We start from the raw sequence: 17712 nt of genomic DNA, 5'->3' as shown, positions 1-17712 counted from the left end.
CGCCCATGCCAACCGATCAGTCAAGCGTGCGCCTCAGTTCGATGGGGGGCGCGGCGGTCTGATGCAGATCGAAGATCGTCACGACGTTTTCGCCGCGTTTTAACCACGGCGCCGGACAAAACAGCCTCGTTTGCGGACCGATATGCCAATAGCGGCCGAGATTGTGGCCGTTGACCCACACCACGCCTTTGGTCCAACCGCTCATGTCGAGGTACGTGTCGCCGGGCGAGTCCAGCTCGAAGCCCGCGCGAAAAAACAGACCGCTTCTACCCGGATTCGAGCAGACGCCGCGCAGATTCGCGATATAGGCGTCGTCCATCGGCAGCAGGAACATCTCCCAGCCCGTGAGCGTGTGTCGCGCACCGGCCGCATCGCGCAGTACGGCGTCGCCGATCAGGCCTTTGCGGTCCAGCATCGCGTCGCCGGCGCCGTAATTGATGCGCCCCATGCCCTCCACGAGGATGTCGAGTACCGCCTCGACTTCGTCGGCTTGGCGACCGTTCACCCGCGATTGCGCGTGTTTCGACAAAAGCGGCAGCGGCACGCCGCCATGCACGACGTTCAACGGCAGCGCTTGTGCCGCGGGCATGCGGGCTCGCGACACGGCGCCCACATAGCGCTCGTCGACATACACGGTTGCATAGTCGCGAACGCAACCGGTCTCGAGCGCAATCGCATGCATATGGGCCATTTCCGCATGGCGCATCGTATGACGATACAACGCAAAGCCGAATGCCTGTCCGGCCTGTTCGAATGTTTGCGGGCGAGCGTCGGTCCGATGCCGATGCGTAGCCGCTTTTTCTATCTCACGTTCAACCCTTTGTACGTTCGGCAAGTTGTCCCAAAGAGACGCGAATAAATCGGGCTGCAACGCATCGCGCCCACGGCGTTCAATGGTTGGAAGCGCGGGCGGGATGTCCGGCAACGCTTCGTTCAGGTAGCGCGCGACGATGTTCCGGTAGGCAACGAACTTCGGCGTCGCGACGCCCTGCTCGCTGATCGGCGCCGCGTAGTCGTAGCTCGTGATATCGGGCTGATACTCGCCGCTCGCGGGGTCGAGATTCGCCCCCGCATAAAAGCCGAAGCTCGTGCCGCCATGCGCGACGTACAGGTTGAACGACAGGCCGCGCCGCATCAACGTGTCGAGCGTGCCGGACAGATCGACGGCCGTGCCTTGCAGCGCCGCGTCGCCCCAATGCGTGAGCCAGCCCGGATACACCTCGCCGGCCATCACGGGCACGCCTGGAAATTCGCGCCGCGCGGCATCGATCTGCGCCGCGTCGCCGTTGCTGAGCGCGATCGCGCCACCGCCGACCGTCGTGCGGTTCTGCCGCAGTTGCGCAAGACCATCTTCGGTATAAAACGGCCCCGCGATACCGCAGCCGACCCACAGTGCGCGAATTTCGTCGAGATAGGCGGAGTTGCTCCCGTACGAGCCGAACTCGTTTTCGATCTGAATCATCAGAATCGGGCCGCCGGCCGCGATCATCAGCGGTGCGATGCGCGCCGCGAGCGCGCGGATGTAGCGGGCCACGGCGGCCATATAGCGCGGCTCGCTCGCCGAATCGGTGCGCAGGCGCATATCGGGCCCGCTCAGCAGCGAGGACGGCAAGCCGCCCAGATCCCATTCAGCGCAGACATAAGGCCCCGGCCGCAGCAGCACCCACATGCTTTCCGCCTGGCACGCACGGATAAACGCCGCGATGTCGCGATTGCCGCTTTCGAAGTCGAACCCGCCGTCGCTCGTCTCGTGGTAATTCCACATCACGTAGAGCGCAACCGTATTCATGCCCAGCGCTTTCGCCATCCGGATGCGATGCAACCAGTATTCGGCTGGCATGCGCGCGGGATGCATCTCCGCGCTGCGAATCTGCAGCGGCGCGCCGTCGAGCAGGAAATGCTCACCATCGATCGAAAATGAAAAATTCCGCATACGGCCCACCCGTTGAGGTTTGCTTCATTGTCGAACTCACACGAATTCGCGCTGCTGTGCTTGCCTGCGCGTGCCCGCGCGCTGGTCCGCGGCCCGCGTTCGGACGGCTCGCCGGGCTGGATCGGAATAAGCAAGCGTACTCCAGTGTTTTTTGGAAACACGCGATCCACTCGCGCACGGCACACGCAAACGACTACTCGAACGCGTACGCCATTCAATCCCGGAGGAGCACACGCCATGTCGGAACTCATTCATCGAACGGTCAACGCGAACGGCATCAACATCCACGTGGTTGAACAGGGCGACGGGCCGGCCGTGCTGCTCTGCCACGGCTTTCCCGAGAGCTGGTACTCGTGGCGTCATCAGATTCCGGTGCTTGCCGAAGAGGGCTTTCGCGCGATCGCCGTCGATATGCGCGGCTACGGGCGCACCGATCGCCCGCACGAGATCGAGCAATACACGATGCTGCACCTGGTCGGCGATGTGATCGGCGTGCTCGATGCGCTCGATGTCGGCAAGGCGGTGATCGTCGGACACGATTGGGGCGCGCCGGTTGCGTGGCATACGGCGCTGCTGCGTCCGGACCGCGTCTCCGGTGTCGTGGCACTGAGTGTGCCGTTCAGGCCACGCGCCAAGGTTCATCCGTCGACGCGGTTTCCGCGCACCGACGACGAGATGTTCTACCAGCTCTATTTTCAGCAGCCGGGCGTCGCTGAAGCCGATCTCGAGCGCGACGTGCGCCGTTTCATGCGCAACGTGCTCTACACGTTGAGCGGCGACCGGCAGATGACACCGGACGACGACGATGCGCGCCGCTTCGGCATGGTGCCGCGCAACCGCGGCCTCGCGGCCGCGCTGCCCGACGCGCCGCTGCTGCCCGCGTGGCTCACCGACGAAGACATCGACTACTACGCCGAGCAGTTCGCGCATACCGGCTTTCGCGGCGGGTTGAACTGGTACAGGAACATCGACCGCAATCAGGAGTTGCTCGCGCCGTTCGACGGTCTGCAGATCACGGTGCCGGCCCTTTACATCGCCGGCGAGCGCGATCTCGTGATGCACTTCGACGGCATGAGCGAGGTGCTCGCGACGCTTGCGCAACGTGTGCCGCTGTTGCGCCGCTCGCTGATTCTGTCCGGTTGTGGCCATTGGACGCAGCAGGAGCGGCCGCGCGAAGTGAACGCAGCCCTGATCGAATTTCTCGACGAACTTGGCTAGGGAAGCGACCCGCTCGCGTCTTGTACCGATCGCCGTGTGCGGAAGCTTCGAGCGTCGGCTCCCGTGCCCTTCTCTCTTGCGACGCCCGGAACAAGGAGGTTTGCGATGTCGATGGTGACCGTCAAAGGAATCGAAGGCGTCTTCACGCCCGAGCAGAAACGTCAGCTGATCAGGAAACTGACCGATGTGATGGTGGAGTTCGAAGGGGAAAAACCGCGCTCCGTCACAGTGATTATTGAAGACGTGAAGCCGGAAGACGTGAAGCGGGAGGACGCGAAGCAGGAGGCCGTGAAACAGGGCGCCGCCGCGATAACCGATGCGATCGGCGCCACATGGTGCGCTTAAATGATCAGCCGAGAGATCTTCGAGCCTTCGAGCGACACGCCGGCCATCAGGCCGGCATTCGTCATGACGATCGCCTCGACCGGGCTCGTGGCCGTGGATGTGTCGATGTTGCCGTTCGCGCCGATTTTCACGAGCGCGACGGTTGCATCGACGCCGGCGGCCCAGCCCTGGCTGCCCACGAAACCGTCGAGCGCGTTCTTCGTCATGAAGAGCAGGATCACCGCTTTCGACTGCGCGCCAATCTGCAGCCCGAACGAAGCGGCTGCAATGCTGTAGTAACCGGTTGTTTGCGTGCCGACGCGCAACGCGCCCTGCCCGTACTGGCCGCCGAACCAGAAGCCGGCCGAAATCACACGCGGAAACACAAGCATTCCGACCGCCTGCGCGACGAGCTCGCGTGAGCCTTTCACGGTTTCGTAGAGGCGCGTCATGGTCGCGTCGGCATCGGCGTCGATGGTGCGGCGGCGGCCGGCATTGGCCTCGGGCGACGCATCCGACGATGGCGGCGTGGTCGTGCACGCGGCGAGCGCAAGCGCGCCCGACGCGGCAAGCACAGGGGTAACGGCGATAAATCGACGACGTTGCATGCGCGCTTTCCTCCTTCAGACACGGTTCACGAAGTCCGCGAGTTCTGCTGATTTTTGATGAGCCGCGTCGCCCTCGTGTTAGATGACCGCTGCGTGGCACGCAGGGTTCAAATTACCGTGCACGTTACTTGAAGGGTGTCGTCGAAAGCAAGCCTTGCCGCGCTTCGGGCTGTTGTAATCCGTCAACGCCGGCGCACGCGCGGTGCGTCAGTGGCGCATCAGTCGTCCCACTTCGGCGCAAACGGCGGCGACACATAACGCTGGTCTTTCGGCAGCGCCGCGATCGCGCGACGGTCTTCGTCGTCGAGGCGCACTTTCAGCGCGCCCAGATTCGACTGTTGGCTCTCCACGCGCTTCGCCTTCGGAATCGCGATCACGCCGTCCTGATCGAGCAGCCAGGCGAGCGCAATTTGCGCGGCCGTCGCCTGATGCTTTTCGCCGATGCGGGCCGGCACCGGGTCGCTCGCCGCGCGGCCCTGCGCGAGCGGCGCGTAGGCAACGAGCGGAATCTGTTTCGGCCGCAGGTAGTCCAGCAGGCGCGCCTGCGACAGAAACGGGTGATATTCGACCTGCACGCAGGCAAGCGGCGCGCGCACGTCGTCGAGTGCGGTCTTCAGCATCGGCATCGTGAAGTTGCAGACGCCGATCGCGCGCGTGCGCCCTTCTTCCTTCAGCGCCAGCAGGGTTTCGAGCACGGCCGGCAGATTCATGTCGCGCGACGGCCAGTGCACCATAAACAGGTCGACGTAGTCGAGCCGCAGGCGCTGCAGGCTCGTCTCGAGCGAGCGGCGCAGCGCATCCGGCTGCAGGCTGTCGTGCCACGCCTTGGTCGTGATGTGCAGGTTCGTGCGTTCGAGGCCCGCGCTCGCCAGTGCCGCGCCCACGGCGTCTTCGTTTTCGTACATCGTCGCCGTGTCGATATGGCGGTAGCCGAGCGCCAGCGCGCTTTCGACGACGGGCTGACAGTCTGCGCCCGGCATCCGGAACGTGCCGAAGCCTAAGCGCGGCATGTGGATGCCCTGGGTTTCAATCGTGTCGATCGGTTCCATCGTGGTCCCTTTATGACGAGGTCGTGTGTTCGGATCGCGGCCCGGCCCCGCCTTTCGCTTCGCTGCGTCTTCGCATGCGAGCACATGACTGCGGGGCCGGACCGCGGCTTGCGCCACTGTCGCACTTCGACACCATTGAATAAAGTACGTACGGTTCAAATGAGCGATGATTAAAATCACGAATTCGCTCACACATGACAAACCGCATATGGGACTCGATGGAAAACTGCTGTCGGGGGTGACCGTGCTGGCCGCGGTCGCGGAGACCGGCAGCTTCGTACGCGCGGCCGATTCGCTCGGACTGTCGCCTTCCGGCGTGAGCCGCGCCATTTCGCGGCTCGAGAAGCGCATCGGCGTGCGCGTGCTCGACCGCACGACGCGCTCGCAGACCTTGACCGACGAGGGCCGGCGCCTTTACGAAGCGGCCGGTCCGCATCTGATCGGGATCGAGGAAGCGGCGATCGCCGCGTCGGGCGCCGCAAACGCGGTGCGCGGCAAACTGCGCGTCAATATCGATCCGTTCTTTTCGCGCACGGTGCTTGCCGCGCGGCTGCCCGAGCTGCTGCGCCGCTATCCGGAGCTGTCGCTCGAATTGATCATGCGCGATGCGGTCGGCGATCTCGTCGCGGACGGCTTCGACCTCGCGGTCCGCTTCGGGCCGCCGCCCGAGGGCACGCTCGTTGCGCGCAAGCTGCTCGACACGCGCGTGCTGACCGTCGCGGCGCCGCGCTATCTGGCCGAGCGCGGCGTGCCGCAGCGTCCTGAAGACGTGGCGCAGCACGAGCGGATTCTGTTTTACAACCCCGTCACCTCGAAGCCGTTCGAATGGGTGTTCTTCCGTAACCGGCAAACTGTTGAAATACCGGCAAGCGGCAGGCTGCTGGTTTCCGATGTGGATACGATGCTAGGCAGTTGCACGGCCGGCGCGGGCATCGCGCAAATCATGGACCTCGGTGTCGAACATCTGATGTCGGCGGGGGCGCTCAAGGAAATTTTGGGCGACTGGCAGGACGAGCGTTTTCCGCTGTATGCGCTCTATCCTTCGCGTCGGCATCAGGCGGCGAAGGTCAGCGCGTTTATCGAGTTTTGTCTGGAGATGCTGGCGCCGGCGCTGGTAGCGCGAGGCCGCAAAGGGGCTGCGTCAAGGCAGGCGGGAGGACGCAAACGCTGATCATTGCGTTTGCAACGACTAGACGGAAGCGGTTTCCTTCTTTTGCGCAGCCTGCTTCTCCGCTCGCAGGTCTTCTGCAACGCCCGCACGAATTTCCGCTGCGACGAACGGCGCCTGCGCCACACGCAGCTCCTGCTCGGTCCGCAGTTCCTGCTCCGCCCGTGCGGCAACCCGCTGCTGCGCTTCATCGACGTGCGTATCGCCGCCCGTATATAAGGTCGACAGCACTTCCGGCGAGGTGTGATATTGCAGCGCAAGCCACGCAAGGCCCGGCGCGACCTCTCGCCAGAAGCAGACGAACACGAAAAGCACGGCCAGGATGGTGAACGCAACGATATACATGGCGATATCCGAACCACCGGAATGGTGCAAAACGGGGGTAGCGTTTGCGACATGGTGTCGCGCGGCGCTCATTCCGTTTAACGCTTGACCGTGGGGGATATTCCGCGTGCCTCGTTCATACCTGAGATGCCGGCGAAGCACGCGTGCCAGTGTTCGCGATACGCGAAGTGGCGTTCGCGAGATCGCTGCGATGAGTTCGCGCTTCCGGGCGTCTGCCGGCAGACATGTTCATTGTCCGGAGTGTCAGCGAAGCGCGCGAAGAAAGCTCCGACGCGTGCCTGCCCTCTTTGCCTTTTGCGTTAGTCGATCAGCTTGCGCTGTTTCAGCCAGTCGAGCACAAGCGATGCGATGTCGTCGCCGGTATCGTCGACCATCGACGTGTGGCTGCTGCCCTTGATGCGGCGCGCGGGCAGATCGATCGATTGTTCTTGTACGATGACATATATAGGCGAGCCATCCGTCATTGGCTTGCAGACGGCGCAAATCACCTCCATACGCGCCAATCCGCGCGCTAGACACGGGTTAACCCGCTGATTTCCTTTCCGCGATTTCCACACGATAATAGCGCTCGTTGTACGATGACTTATCACCAAACACGAAAACACGGGAGACATGAGTGGACATCGATCAAGCCAGACGCTCGCAAACCGACACGCCGTCGGGTCACTCATCCGGAACGCCTGTCGCCGTCGCCGGATCGAAGCGCGCGGCGGCCGTCGGCACAGCCGCCGGCAGTGAGCGGCGCACGCGCGTGCGCTGGTTCATCCTCTTCATGCTGTTCTTCATCACGACGATCAACTATGCGGACCGCGCGAGCCTGTCGATCGCCGGCAACGCGATGCAGCATGCGCTCGGTCTTACGCCGGTCGCGATGGGCTATATCTTCTCCGCCTTCGCGTGGGCCTACGTGATCGGCCAGTTGCCGGGCGGGCGTCTGCTCGACCGGTTCGGCACCAAGCGCGTCTACGCCTTCAGCCTGCTCGCGTGGTCGGTCTTCACGCTGTCGCAGGGGCTCGTTGCGGGCCTGGCCGCCGCATCGGCCGTTACCGTGATGTTCGCCCTGCGCTTCGCCATGGGGCTGGCGGAAGCGCCGGCGTTTCCGGGCAACAGCCGCCTGACGTCGTCGTGGTTTCCGCGTGCGGAACGCGGCACGGCCGCGGCGATCTTCAACGCCGCGCAGTATTTCGCGGCCGTGCTGTTCACGCCGATCATGGGCTGGATCGTTCACAAATTCGGCTGGCCGTATGTGTTTATCGCGATGGGCGTGCTCGGCGTCCTGATGACCGGCGTGTGGCTCAAGTCGGTGTATGCGCCGAAGGATCATCCGCGCGTGAATCGCGCCGAACTCGACTATATCGAAGCGGGCGGCGCGCTCGTCGACCTCGAAACGCGCGAAACGCAGGGCTCGACGGGCAGTGCCGCACACGCGAACGCGCCCGTCGAAGTGCCGATGGGCGCATCGATTCGCGAGATGCTCGCCAGCCGCATGCTGCTCGGCATCTTTATCGCGCAGTACTGCATCAACGCCCTTACCTACTTCTTCCTCACGTGGTTCCCGATCTATCTGGTCCAGCAACGCCATATGTCGATCTTGAAGGCGGGTTTCGTCGCCTCGATTCCGGCCGTGTGCGGTTTCCTCGGCGGCGTGCTCGGCGGCGTGATTTCCGATGCGCTGCTCAAGCGCGGCCATAGCGCGAGCTTTGCGCGCAAGACGCCGATCGTGCTCGGCATGCTGCTGTCCACCTGCATGATCGCGTGCAACTACGTCGATTCGGCGTTTCTCGTCGTCGCGATCATGGCGGCCGCGTTTTTCGGCAAGGGCATCGGCGCGCTCGGCTGGGCGGTCGTGTCGGACACCGCGCCGGTCGAAGCAGGCGGCGTGTGCGCCTCGCTTTTCAATGCGTTCGGCAACGTGGCCGGCATTACGACGCCGATCGTGATCGGCTATCTGGTGCAAGGCTCGGGCTCGTTCAATTCGGCGCTCGTGTTTATCGGCGCGAATGCGGTGGTCGCGGTGCTTTGCTATCTGTTCGTGGTCGGCGATATCAAACGGATGGTGTTGACGCGTTCGGTAGCCGCACGCTGACCGGCGTGGCGCGGTGCGGGGTGCTCAATCATAAACAAATGAACAAGGACATAAGGAAGCGATGACTATGAAAAAGCTGTTGATGGTGCTCACGGCTGGAATGACGGCAGGACTTGCCGCGGGGTTTGCATGCTCGGGCGCATGGGCGAACACCGCCGACGAAACCGCGGTCAACGATGCGATGAACCACCTGTCCGCCGCGATGATCGCCGGCAACGCACAGCAGATGAAGGCGCTGACGGCCGATACGCTGACCTACGGTCATTCGAGCGGCAAGGTGCAGAACCAGGCCGAGTTTATCGATACGATCGCCAGCGGGCAGACGCGCTACAAGCGCATCGATCTGACGAAGACCGTGACGACGGTGACCGGCAACGACGCCGTGATTCGCGATCATTTCAACGGCACGACGGATTCGGGCGGCAAGTTCGCCGAGGTCGACTTCGATGTGCTGACGGTGTGGCAGAAGCAAAGCGATGGCGCGTGGAAGCTGCTGGCACGCCAGGGGTACAAGCACTGACAAGCCGGAGCTTCAGAAGAAAAAAGGCGCGCGCCGCACATGCGGAACGCGCGCCAGTCGGAGACAACCAGAAAACGCCAGTAAAAACGTTTAGTTCGCCAGAACTCAGCGCACCAGCGCCGGCCGCTTGTTGTCGAATTTCCAGTTCGGAATCAGATACTGCATCGCGATTGCATCGTCGCGCGCGCCGAGTCCGTGCTTCAGATACAACTGATGCGCTTCCTCAAGACGCTCGCGATCCACTTCGATACCGAGCCCCGGCTTCTTCGGCAGCTCAATCTCCCCGCCTTTGATCAGCAGCGGCTCGCGTGTGAGACGCTGCCCGTCCTGCCAGATCCAGTGCGTGTCGATCGCCGTGATGCGCCCCGGCGCCGCCGCCGCGACCTGCGTGAACATCGCCAGCGAAATATCGAAGTGGTTGTTCGAATGCGAACCCCACGTGAGGTCCCAGTCCGCGCAGGTCTGCGCGACGCGCACCGAGCCGCGCATGGTCCAGAAGTGCGGATCGGCAAGCGGAATGTCGACGGCATTCAGACGCAGCGCATGCGTGAACTGGCGCCAGTCGGTCGCGATCATGTTCGTCGCGGTCGGCAGGTTCGTGGCGCGGCGGAATTCGGCCATGACTTCGCGGCCCGAGAAGCCATTTTCGGCGCCGCACGGGTCTTCCGCGTAAGCGAGCACGTCGTGCTGGTCGCGGCACAGGCGGATCGCTTCGGCAAGCGACCACGCGCCGTTCGGATCGAGCGTGATGCGCGCTTGCGGAAAACGTTCGGCAAGCGCGGTGACCGCTTCGATTTCCGCGTCGCCCTGCAGCACGCCGCCTTTCAGCTTGAAATCGTTGAAACCGTAGCGCTCGTGCGCGGCTTCGGCGAGTCGCACGATCGCGTCAGGTGTCAGCGCCTCGCTACGGCGCACCGCTTCCCATGCGTCGCGCGGGTCGGTTTCGCGCAGATATGGCAAATCGGTTTTACCCGGATCCGCGATATAGAACAGATAGCCGAGCACCGGAATCGACCGGCGCTGGATGCCTTCACCGAGCAAGGCGGCCAGCGGCACGCCAAGGAATTGCCCGAGCAGATCGAGCAGCGCCGCTTCGATCGCAGTCACCGCATGCACGCCGACGCGTAAATCGAAGGTTTGCAGGCCGCGGCCGCCGTCGTCGACGCTCGAAAGTTGCGCGCGCATCGATTCGAGCACCGTGCTGTAGGCGCCGAGCGGCTGGCCCACGACGAGCGCGCGCGACTGCTCGAGCGCCGCGCGGATCTTTTCACCGCCGGGCACTTCGCCGACGCCGGTGCGGCCGGCGCTGTCCTTGATCAGCACGACATTGCGCGTGAAGAACGGACCATGGGCGCCGCTCAGGTTGAGCAGCATGCTGTCGTAACCGGCGACCGGCACGACGGTCAGTTCGGTCACGACAGGCGTATCGGCAGTGTGGGAGGGTTGGGACGGCAGATTCATGGCAATGACCTATCGCTGTACTTATTGCGCGCCGACCTTCCTGATCAACGTATCGAGCATCCCGAACTCGGCATCCGTGAGATCGGTGAGCGGTGCGCGCACCGGGCCCGCATCGCGGCCGACGAGCTTCGCGCCCGCCTTCACGATGCTGACCGCGTAGCCCGCGCGGCGGTTGCGGATTTCGAGGTACGGCAGGAAGAACGTATCGAGCAGTTGGCCGATCGTCGCGTGATCGTCGACGGCGAGCGCGCGGTAGAACTGCATCGCGGTCTTCGGAATGAAGTTGAACACCGCCGACGAATAAACGGGCACGCCCAGCGCCTTGTACGCGGCCGCATACACTTCCGCGGTCGGCAGGCCGCCCAGATACGAGAAGCGGTCGCCCAGCTTGCGGCGAATCTGCACCATCAATTCGATGTCACCCACCCCGTCCTTGAAGCCGATCAGGTTCGGGCAGCGGTCCGCGAGACGCGCGAGCGCATCGGCGCCGAGCTTCGAATTCGCGCGATTATAGACAATCACGCCGATATCGACGGCCTTGCAGACCTGCTCGACGTGCGCCGCGATACCGTCCTGGCTCGCTTCGGTCAGGTAATGCGGCATCAGCAGCACGCCCTTCGCGCCGACACGCTGCGCTTCCTTCGCATACGCAATCGCAGTGCGCGTCGGGCCGCCCGCGCCGGCGAGAATCGGCACTTTGCCCGCGCAGGTTTCGACCGCCGTGCGCACCACGTCCGTGTATTCGCTGGGCGTCAACGAAAAGAACTCGCCGGTGCCGCCCGCCGCGAACAGCGCCGTGGCGCCGTACGGCGCGAGCCATTCGAGGCGCGCCGCGTAGGTCTGCGCGTTGAAGTTGCCGTCGCGGTCGAAGTCGGTGACGGGGAACGACAGCAGGCCTTCGGAGACGATCTGTTTCAGTTCTTGCGGTGCGGTCATGATGGAGATGTCCTGTGCGCGCGCAGCGAAATGCGCTCGACGAAATTTGAATGGATGACGGACAAGGCGGCGCGCGTCCGCGTTCTTGTTATATGTCATCGTACAACTTACGCCGAAACGAATCAAGAGGACAAAACGCGTGCGAACCTCATCGGGCGATGGGCTCAAGCCGATGGGCTCAAGCCGATGGGCTCAAGCCGATGGGATCAGCTGATGGGCTCAGGCCGTTTGCGCCGTCTTGCCGGCGTCCGCGCCCGCCCCCGCTTCCTGCGCGCGGCGCAGCCGTTCGCGGCTGTTCGACAGATGCATGCGCATCGCCGCGCGCGCCGACTCCGGGTCGCGCCGCGCGATCGCATCGTAGATGTCTTCGTGCTCGCGGTTGACGCGGTCGAGATAGGTCTCGGGGTCGTTATGCGCGAGCGCGGCCGAATTCACACGCGTGCGCGGAATGATCGTGTTGCCGAGCTGGCTCAGGATGCTGTGGAAATAGCGGTTGCCGGTCGCCTTCGCAAGCTCGAGGTGGAACGCGACATCGGCGGCAACGGCATTGCCGGTGCGCGCTGCGACGTGCTGCTGGAACTCGTCGAGCGCGCGGCGCATTTCCTTGAGGTTGTCGTCGCTACGGCGCAGCGCGGCGAGCCCCGCCGCCTCCGCTTCGAGGCTGATGCGCAGTTCCAGAATGGCCATCACGTCGCGCACCGTCAGCTCGCTCGGCACACCGCCGAGAAAGCTCTCCTGTTCCTGCGGCTCGAGCACGAAGGTGCCGATGCCGTGGCGCGTCTGCACGAGTCGCGCGGCCTGCAGGCGCGAGATCGCTTCGCGCACCACGGTGCGGCTCACGCCGAGCTGATTCATGATCTCGGACTCGGTCGGCATCTTGTCGCCGGGGCGCAGCGCGCCGCCGCGGATACGCTCGGACAGCTCGGCGACGACCTCTTCGGTCAGATTGCGGGCGCGGCGCAGCGGACGCGCTTCAGGAGCTTGAGGCATGGCGGGAGCCAGAGTGGCGAGCGGTAACGGAGCCCTCATTATAGTGGCGGAAACAGCCTTGTACGATGACCTCGGACGACGAGGGCGGCGGATCCGCGGGCTCGGCGGGCTACACTGCGGACGCCCCCGCGCGGTTCGCCGCCACCAGTGTAAGGCCTTGCCTTCTCAGCCCGATGCCGGTCTCCCAGGGTTCTCCCGGATAGGTTCGCGCGTCGCAGCCCCGCACACTGATGTACGACAACATATAACAGGTGACTGGCCCATAGCGCGCACGTCAGCCGTCTGCTCGCTGTTTTGCAGAACGGGCATGAGACGCGCGCGTTCCCGTGTCACCTCGTTTCCGGAGATTCGCTTTGCCCCTCGCCTCCCCTTCATCCGATCCCGCGACACTCGCGCGCGCCGTCAGCAAGGCAAAACGGCATCTGTTCCCGCTGCTGCTCGTGATGTTCATCGCGAACTACATTGATCGCGTCAACCTCGGCTTCGTCGCATCGCATCTGAAGGTGGATCTCGGCATCGGTGCGGCGGCGTTCGGTCTGGGCAGTGGACTCTTCTTTGTCGGCTACGCGATTTTCGAAGTGCCTTCGAATGTGCTGATGCAGAAGTTCGGCGCACGCGCGTGGCTCACGCGAATCATGTTCACGTGGGGCATCGTCGCGGCGGCCATGGCGTTTATTCAGGGGCCCGCATCGTTTTATACGCTGCGCTTTCTGCTCGGCATCGCCGAAGCGGGCTTCTTTCCGGGCGTGGTGTTTTACTTCACGCAGTGGTTTCCACGCCGCGAACGCGGCGAGGCCGTTGCGGTGTTTCTCGGCGGTTCGGCCTTCGCGTCGGTGCTGTCGGGGCCGATCACCGGCGCGCTGCTGTCGGTGCGCGGTCTCGGCCTCGCGGGCTGGCAGTGGATGTTCCTGATCGAAGGACTCTTTTCAGTCGCGCTATGCGGCCTCTGCTGGGTTCTGCTGAAGTCGCGCCCGTCCGAGGCGGCGTGGCTCACGCACGACGAGCAGCAGGCGCTCCACACGACTATCGCCGCCGAACAGGACGAACGCGAAGCGGCGCGCGGCGGCAAGCTGCCGATCGGCGCGCTGCTGCGCGACCCGCAGCTGATTCTGTTCTGCCTGCTCTATTTCGCGATCCAGCTGACGATCTACGCCGCAACCTTCTGGCTGCCGACGATCATCCGCAAGATGGGTGGCCTGAGCGACTTCCAGGTGGGCCTGCTCAATGCGATTCCCTGGCTGCTCGCCATCGGCAGCATGTACGGCTTTGCGATGCTGTCGCGCCGCTGGCGCCATCAGCAGGCGTGGCTCGCCACGGCGCTTATCGTCGCGGCGGTCGGTCTGTTCGCATCGACAAAAGGCGGGCCGGTATTCGCGTTCGTCGGCATCTGTATTTCGGCGCTCGGCTTCAAGGCGGCGGCATCGCTGTTCTGGCCGATTCCGCAAGATTATCTGGACGTGAAGATCGCGGCCGGCGTGATCGCGTTGATCAATTCGCTCGGCAATCTCGGCGGATTCTTTGCGCCGGCCACGTTCGGCTATCTGCAGGAGCACACGGGGTCGATTACGGGCGGACTTTACGGGCTCGGCGTGATTTCGGTTATCGCAGCGCTTGCGGCTTTTCTTGCGCGCGATGTGCCGACGAAGCGTATGCCGGGGCATGGTGCGAATGGCGCGCGGCGGCCAGTCGGTTGAGCGGTGATGTTGGACGCGACTGACAATATTAACGTGTGTATGGAAGAAAGCCAGGCAACGTAGTCATATCGCCATCGGACCGTTATCGCGTGGCTGGTGGCTGCGGTGGCGGTCTGCTACGCGCACTATGAAATTCCACCCGCTGAAGCCGGCTCCATGTCTTTAACAGGAACGTGCGAATTCACGGAGCAGCCCCGCCAGGCTCCCGACGCCGACTCACTGCGCGAACTTGCGCGGCGCCGGCGCCGCTATGCCGTCATCGCTCGTTTCGGCCGTCGTGTTGCACGCTGGCCGTAGCGGCTTTCACACCCGTATATTTGAGGTTCTCGAGTTCCTTTGGCGCGGTGTCCGGATCATCCAGCGTCGGCGTGATATGGCCAACGAGTATCCCCATGCTGATGGAGGTACGGACGTATTTTGTGTCGCCGGCGTGCAACGTGAAGGTCACTTCTCTTTTTACTTCAGTTGCACTCGACACGGTGTAATCACCGGGCATTTCGTCAACGTAAAAACCCCCCTGCTACCGAACGGCCGACGGCGCGAAATCGAAGATTTAACTTTCAATCCATTTTCAGTTTCCGTCCTCCAAAGCCAGATAAGGCTTTCCGACGCCTCACATGTCTCGCTCCGACTTCAATTAATTGTCAGCATCGATGCCGCATGAATAATTTGCACCGTAATACACCTTTCAGTTATGTCATTCACGTCCCATCTCGCCGCCTTCCAACTGCGGGTACCATCGCGTAATCCGCACCACCCACGCGGACCCTACTCCCCCATCACCCATCAGAGGACAAGAGGACACCATGGCTAAAGCTGGCTTTATTGGACTGGGCATCATGGGCACGCCGATGGCTGCCAACCTGATCAAAGGCGGTCACACGCTCTTTCTGCACAGCCGCTCGGGCGTGCCCGACGAACTCGTCAAGCAAGGCGGCAAGGCGTGCGCGAGCCCCGCTGAAGTTGCGCGCGAAGCGGACATCGTGTTCCTGATGGTGCCCGACACGCCGCACGTCGAAGCTGTGCTGTTCGGCGAGAACGGTGTGGCTTCGGCACTCGGCAAGGGCAAGACCGTCGTCGACATGAGCTCGATTTCGCCGATCGCGACCAAAGGCTTCGCGAAGCGCATCAACGACCTCGGCAGCGACTATCTCGATGCGCCCGTCTCGGGCGGCGAAGTCGGCGCGAAAGCCGCGTCGCTGACCATCATGATCGGCGGCCCGCAACCGGTATTCGACAAGGTCAAGCCGCTCTTCGAGCTGATGGGCAAGAACATCACGCTCGTCGGCAACAACGGCGACGGCCAGACCGCGAAGGTCGCCAACCAGATCATCGTCGCGCTCAACATTCAGGCGGTGGCCGAAGCGCTGCTGTTCGCATCGAAAGCCGGCGCCGATCCGGCGAAGGTACGCGAAGCGCTGATGGGCGGCTTCGCGTCGTCGCGCGTGCTCGAAGTGCACGGCGAACGGATGATCAAGCGCACGTTCAATCCGGGCTTTCGCATCAATCTGCATCAGAAAGACATCGGCCTCGCCAACGAAGGCGCGAAAGCACTCGGCGTCTCGCTGCCGAATACCGGTGCGATGCAGCAGCTGATGAACGCGTGCATGGCGCTCGGCTTCGGCGACCTCGATCACTCGGCGCTGTGTCAGGCGATTGAAACATTATCCGCGCATCGCATCGCGAGCTGATCGGACGTGAGTTGATGCAAACGCGACCGGAGCGCATGGCCTTGCACTCCGGTCACGCAAAAGCAGCGCACAAAAAGCAGCTTAAAAAAATGATTCCCTCGAAAGCGGCGCACGTCCCCTCGCATCCCCTTTCACAGTAACCGCTAAAATCTCGCTGGCCCGCGGGCGGCCGGCGCGAACGCATGCGCCCCGCCCCGGCTGTCCTGTCACGACTCCGGAGACGCAGTGCACCTTACAGCCACCTTTACCCCCTGGTCCGCTCACGACACGCGCCTCATTTTTTCGTGCGCACTGGGCCTCGCGCTCATCATCGTTTTCATTAGTGCACTGAAGCTCGCGCCCTTCCTGTCGATTCTCGTCGGCACATTCGCGGCCGGCTTTACCGCGGGCCTGCCGCTCGAAGCGGTCGCAAGCGCCTTCAGCAAAGGCGCGGGCGCGCTGCTCGGCGACGTCGGCATCATCATCGCGCTCGGCGCCATGCTCGGCGCGCTGATGGCCGATTCGGGCGCGGCCGACCGCCTCGTGACCACGATCCTCGACCATTCAACGCCGCGCCGCCTGCCGTGGATGATGGCGCTCGTCGCCATCATCATCGGCTTGCCGCTCTTTTTCGAAGTCGGCCTTGTGATGATGGTGCCGATCATCTTCGTGATGGCGCGGCGCTCGCAGCAGCCGATCCTGCGCATCGCGATTCCTGCGCTGGCCGGCATGACGACGCTGCACGCGCTGCTGCCGCCGCATCCGGGCCCGCTGATCGCCGTCAGCGCGCTGCATGCGGATCTCGGCATCACACTCGGGCTCGGTCTGATCGTCGCTATTCCGGCCGTCATTCTCGCTGGGCCGATATACGGCGGCGTGCTCGCCAAACGCATGCAGATTGCCGAGCCCGACGAGATGGGCAAGCTGTTCCGCTCCGAAACACCACCCTCCGAATTGCCGGGCTTCGCGATCTCGCTGATCACCATCCTGCTGCCCGTGGTACTGATGCTGGGGCGCACCGTGGCGAAGCTCGCCCTCGCGCCGAACACGCTGGCCTACGACACGCTCGACTTTCTCGGCGAACCGCTCGTCGCGCTCGGTCTCACCGTGCTCTTTGCGATCGTCGCGCTCGGCTGGTCGCGCGGCATGCCGCGCGAACGCGTCGGCGGCATTCTGCGCAAAAGCCTGCCGCCGATCGCCGCGCTGCTGCTCACGATCGGCGCGGGCGGCGGCCTGAAGCAGACGCTTGTCGTCGCGGGCATCAGTACGACGATCGGCAAGATTGCCGTCGGCGCGCATCTGCCGCTGATCGTGCTCGCATGGCTCATCGCCGTCGCATTGCGTCAGGCCACCGGCTCCGCCACCGTCGCAACCACGACCACCGCGGGCATCGTCGCGCCGGTGGTCGCGGGCCTGCCGGCCACGCATAGCTCGCTGCTCGCGCTCGCGATCGGCGCGGGCTCGGTGTTCTTTTGTCACGTCAACGATGCGGGCTTCTGGATGGTCCGCGAGTACTTCGGACTCCAGTTGAAGCAGACGGTGTTCGTGTGGTCGATTCTGCAGACCATCGTATCGGTTGTCGGTCTCGCGCTGACGCTCGTGTTGTGGGGGGGGCTGACCTGAGCAATGGGCCTATGGCACGTTCTTCTTATGATGTGACGGGCGACTGACTGTGCATCAACGCACACATCGGGGCATGCGCCCATTGTG

At 63.7% G+C, this 17712-nt stretch carries 17 protein-coding genes; 9 read left to right on the top strand and 8 right to left on the bottom strand.

The genetic code is table 11. The features are described 5' to 3' along the window. Nucleotides 1-16: 16 nt before the first annotated feature. Entirely contained in the window at nt 17-1933 is a 1917-nt protein-coding gene (locus ACYPXD_RS15525) for a glycoside hydrolase family 35 protein (RefSeq protein ID WP_459712774.1), read from the bottom strand. 237 nt (nt 1934-2170) lie between these two features. On the opposite strand from ACYPXD_RS15525, the gene ACYPXD_RS15520 reads away from it, so the two are divergent. Continuing rightward, complete coding sequence (locus ACYPXD_RS15520; protein ID WP_459712771.1) at nt 2171-3151, top strand: alpha/beta fold hydrolase; 981 nt, start codon at nt 2171-2173, stop codon at nt 3149-3151. 105 nt (nt 3152-3256) lie between these two features. Then, entirely contained in the window at nt 3257-3496 is a 240-nt protein-coding gene (locus ACYPXD_RS15515; protein WP_459712768.1) for a tautomerase family protein, read from the top strand. Here the strand turns inward: ACYPXD_RS15515 and ACYPXD_RS15510 are convergent. Both ACYPXD_RS15510 and ACYPXD_RS15505 read right to left on the bottom strand, forming a co-directional pair. Next, nucleotides 3493-4083, bottom strand: a complete 591-nt coding sequence (locus ACYPXD_RS15510; protein WP_459712765.1) for a BPSL1445 family SYLF domain-containing lipoprotein — start codon at nt 4081-4083, stop codon at nt 3493-3495. The genes ACYPXD_RS15515 and ACYPXD_RS15510 overlap by 4 nt on opposite strands. Nucleotides 4084-4301: 218 nt before the next feature. Continuing rightward, the gene (locus tag ACYPXD_RS15505) at nt 4302-5132 is read right to left on the bottom strand and encodes an aldo/keto reductase (RefSeq protein ID WP_459712763.1); all 831 of its coding nucleotides are present in this window, start codon (nt 5130-5132) and stop codon (nt 4302-4304) included. Between the two features lie 208 nt (nt 5133-5340). Here ACYPXD_RS15505 and ACYPXD_RS15500 point away from each other — a divergent pair, with 208 nt between their 5' ends. Then, nucleotides 5341-6303, top strand: coding sequence for a LysR family transcriptional regulator (locus tag ACYPXD_RS15500; protein WP_459713354.1), 963 nt, complete (start codon nt 5341-5343; stop codon nt 6301-6303). 18 nt (nt 6304-6321) lie between these two features. On the opposite strand, the gene ACYPXD_RS15495 is transcribed toward ACYPXD_RS15500, so the two are convergent. Beyond that, entirely contained in the window at nt 6322-6645 is a 324-nt protein-coding gene (locus ACYPXD_RS15495) for a hypothetical protein (RefSeq protein WP_459712760.1), read from the bottom strand. 299 nt (nt 6646-6944) lie between these two features. Beyond that, the gene (locus ACYPXD_RS15490; RefSeq protein WP_459712756.1) at nt 6945-7109 is read right to left on the bottom strand and encodes a hypothetical protein; all 165 of its coding nucleotides are present in this window, start codon (nt 7107-7109) and stop codon (nt 6945-6947) included. 308 nt (nt 7110-7417) lie between these two features. Between ACYPXD_RS15490 and ACYPXD_RS15485 the strand changes: the two genes are divergently transcribed. Beyond that, nucleotides 7418-8731, top strand: coding sequence for an MFS transporter (locus ACYPXD_RS15485; RefSeq protein WP_459713351.1), 1314 nt, complete (start codon nt 7418-7420; stop codon nt 8729-8731). A 67-nt stretch (nt 8732-8798) separates the two neighbouring features. Then, entirely contained in the window at nt 8799-9251 is a 453-nt protein-coding gene (locus ACYPXD_RS15480; RefSeq protein WP_459712753.1) for a nuclear transport factor 2 family protein, read from the top strand. 105 nt (nt 9252-9356) lie between these two features. On the opposite strand, the gene ACYPXD_RS15475 is transcribed toward ACYPXD_RS15480, so the two are convergent. The 3 genes from ACYPXD_RS15475 to ACYPXD_RS15465 all read right to left on the bottom strand — a co-directional run bounded on the left by ACYPXD_RS15475 (nt 9357) and on the right by ACYPXD_RS15465 (nt 12638). Continuing rightward, nucleotides 9357-10712 (bottom strand): enolase C-terminal domain-like protein, encoded by a 1356-nt coding sequence (locus ACYPXD_RS15475; RefSeq protein WP_459712751.1) that lies wholly within the window; start codon nt 10710-10712, stop codon nt 9357-9359. A 21-nt stretch (nt 10713-10733) separates the two neighbouring features. After that, on the bottom strand, nt 10734-11648 hold the full coding sequence (gene kdgD / locus ACYPXD_RS15470) for a 5-dehydro-4-deoxyglucarate dehydratase (protein WP_459712749.1): 915 nt from the start codon (nt 11646-11648) through the stop codon (nt 10734-10736). A gap of 219 nt (nt 11649-11867) precedes the next feature. Further along, the gene (locus tag ACYPXD_RS15465; protein WP_459712747.1) at nt 11868-12638 is read right to left on the bottom strand and encodes a FadR/GntR family transcriptional regulator; all 771 of its coding nucleotides are present in this window, start codon (nt 12636-12638) and stop codon (nt 11868-11870) included. 443 nt (nt 12639-13081) lie between these two features. Between ACYPXD_RS15465 and ACYPXD_RS15460 the strand changes: the two genes are divergently transcribed. From ACYPXD_RS15460 to ACYPXD_RS15445, 4 genes are all read left to right on the top strand, one after another. After that, the gene (locus ACYPXD_RS15460) at nt 13082-14332 is read left to right on the top strand and encodes an MFS transporter (protein ID WP_459713349.1); all 1251 of its coding nucleotides are present in this window, start codon (nt 13082-13084) and stop codon (nt 14330-14332) included. 250 nt (nt 14333-14582) lie between these two features. Continuing rightward, the gene (locus tag ACYPXD_RS15455; RefSeq protein WP_459712745.1) at nt 14583-14996 is read left to right on the top strand and encodes a hypothetical protein; all 414 of its coding nucleotides are present in this window, start codon (nt 14583-14585) and stop codon (nt 14994-14996) included. A 121-nt stretch (nt 14997-15117) separates the two neighbouring features. Continuing rightward, the gene (locus tag ACYPXD_RS15450) at nt 15118-16023 is read left to right on the top strand and encodes a 2-hydroxy-3-oxopropionate reductase (protein WP_459713347.1); all 906 of its coding nucleotides are present in this window, start codon (nt 15118-15120) and stop codon (nt 16021-16023) included. A gap of 225 nt (nt 16024-16248) precedes the next feature. Beyond that, complete coding sequence (locus ACYPXD_RS15445) at nt 16249-17625, top strand: GntT/GntP/DsdX family permease (RefSeq protein ID WP_459712743.1); 1377 nt, start codon at nt 16249-16251, stop codon at nt 17623-17625. Nucleotides 17626-17712: the final 87 nt, after the last annotated feature.

The sequence above is a fragment of the Paraburkholderia sp. 2C genome, from assembly GCF_054589215.1.
Note: the sequence above shows the minus strand (reverse complement) of the source record. Positions and strands in the feature narration are given on the sequence as shown.